The organism is Bowmanella yangjiangensis (assembly GCF_017255015.1).
Lineage (GTDB): Bacteria > Pseudomonadota > Gammaproteobacteria > Enterobacterales > Alteromonadaceae > Bowmanella > Bowmanella yangjiangensis.
Genome location: NZ_JAFKCS010000024.1, coordinates 1 through 2,193 on the forward strand (window position 1 = coordinate 1; position 2,193 = coordinate 2,193).

Sequence of the window (2,193 nt, forward strand, 5' to 3'; positions counted from 1 at the left end):
CGTTAACAGCAGGACGCAGAAACGTCGCCAGCCTGAGTTTCAATGATTGGCAGAGCAGTCAAAGAACCAGTCTTACCTTTCACTTCACCTTTGGTGTAGTTTTCTACGTATACGGCGTTAACGCGCGCTGCACGCTCCAACAAACGGGAGTGCAGATAGAATACGTCACCAGGATAAGCTTCACGGCCAGGCGGACGACGCAGCAGCAAAGAGATCTGACGATAGGCAACGGCCTGCTTAGACAGGTCATCGTAAATAATCAGAGCATCTTCACCACGGTCACGGAAGTACTCACCCATAGTACAACCGGCAAATGGTGCCAGGTACTGCAGGGCAGCAGATTCAGATGCAGAGGCAGCAACCACAATAGTGTGAGCCATCGCACCATGCTCTTCCAGCTTACGTACTACGTTAGCAATGGTAGAAGCCTTCTGGCCAACCGCTACGTAGATACACTTAATGCCGGTACCTTTCTGGTTGATGATGGCATCAACGGCTAATGCAGTCTTGCCAGTCTGACGGTCACCGATAATCAGCTCACGCTGACCACGACCAACAGGGATCATGGCATCGATAGACTTGTAACCAATCTGAACAGGTTGATCAACCGACTGACGCTCGATTACGCCAGGTGCGATTTTTTCAACAGGTTCGAAACCGTCAGCTTCGATGGCGCCTTTACCGTCGATAGGCGCACCTAGCGTGTTAACTACGCGACCCAACAGGGCGCGGCCAACAGGTACTTCTAAAATACGACCGGTAGATTTAACTTTTACGCCTTCCTGCAGGTCAGCGTAAGGACCCATTACTACCGCACCTACGGAGTCGCGCTCCAGGTTCAATGCGATAGCATAGCGATTGCCAGGAAGCTCGATCATTTCACCTTGCATTACATCAGCAAGGCCATGAATACGGATAATACCGTCGGTTACACCAACGATAGTTCCTTCATTACGTGCTTCACTTACTACTTCAAACTGCTCAATTCGCTTTTTGATCAGTTCTGCAATTTCAGTGGAATTCAGTTGCATACTCTTTCCCCGTTATGCTTGCAACGCGTCTGCGAGACGGTTCAATTTGCTTCGGACGGAACCATCAATAACAGTGTCGCCGGCTTTAATAACCACACCGGCAACCAACGCAGGGTCCACGTTACAATTCAGCTTAACTTTTCGTGCGAGACGTTTTTCAAGAGACGCGCTGAGATCGGCTTGTTGCTTAGCGTTAAGCTCGACTGCAGAAGTGACGTCAACGTCTACTTCTTTGTCATAGTCAGCCTTAAGCTGATTAAACAAACCCAATACTTCAGGAAGCGTGTTCAAGCGTCTGTTTTCAGCCATCACCTTAATCAGGTTCTGGCCGTGCAGATCGAGTTCGTCACCACAGACCTTGATAAACATTTCAGATAGTCTCTCTGCCGCAGCAGCGCTACTGAAGAAATTTTGCATGGCCTCGTTGTCCGCCACGGCAGCAGCAAAGGTCAGCATCTGCTGCCACTTGTCCACTGCCTGGCTCTCGATCGCATAATCGAAAGCAGCTTTGGCATAAGGGCGAGCAATGGTTGTCAATTCAGACATGAGCTCATTACCCCTTATAGTTCAGCGACCAGTTTTTCAACTATGTCACTTTGTGCCGCTGCATCGATTTGACGCGCTAAAATTTTCTCTGCACCAGCAACGGCCAGAGTAGCAACCTGCTGACGCAGTTCTTCTTTGGCACGGTTACGCTCGGCTTCAATCTCGGTATGGCCGGAAGCGATGATTTTGTCACGCTCCTGATGGGCACGTTCTGTCTCTTGATCGACAATCTGCGCCGCACGCTTTTTGGCCTGCTCGATGATATCAGCCGCTTGTTGCTTGGCTTCTTTCAACTGCTCAGTGGCTTTTTCCTGAGCAATTTGCAAGTCTTTTTCGGCCCGATCAGAAGCAGCTAGCCCATCGGCAATCTTCTTCTGGCGCTCCTCAATGGCAGCCATAATTGGCGGCCACACATATTTCATACAGAACAGTACGAAAACAGTGAAAGCGATAAGTTGGCCTATTAGAGTGGCGTTAATATTCACGACCGCTCCTCCTCATTAGTTGTTCGCGTTAAAGTGGATAAAACTTAGGCACCAACAGCGAACAACAGGTATAGAGCGATACCAACACCGATCATCGCGATGGCGTCGATCAGACCCGCTACGATGAACAT

General features: G+C 49.7%; 2 protein-coding genes and 2 pseudogenes. All 4 read right to left on the reverse strand.

The features are described from left to right. Positions 1–14 precede the first annotated feature (14 nt). Positions 15–1,031 (reverse strand): annotated as a pseudogene (gene atpA, locus J0A65_RS18230) (F0F1 ATP synthase subunit alpha); the annotation flags it as partial. A gap of 12 nt (positions 1,032–1,043) precedes the next feature. Then, complete coding sequence (gene atpH, locus J0A65_RS18235) at positions 1,044–1,577, reverse strand: F0F1 ATP synthase subunit delta (RefSeq protein WP_206595780.1); 534 nt, start codon at positions 1,575–1,577, stop codon at positions 1,044–1,046. A 14-nt stretch (positions 1,578–1,591) separates the two neighbouring features. Continuing rightward, complete coding sequence (gene atpF, locus J0A65_RS18240) at positions 1,592–2,062, reverse strand: F0F1 ATP synthase subunit B (protein WP_206595781.1); 471 nt, start codon at positions 2,060–2,062, stop codon at positions 1,592–1,594. Between the two features lie 44 nt (positions 2,063–2,106). Beyond that, a pseudogene (locus J0A65_RS27455) lies at positions 2,107–2,193 on the reverse strand (F0F1 ATP synthase subunit C); the annotation flags it as partial.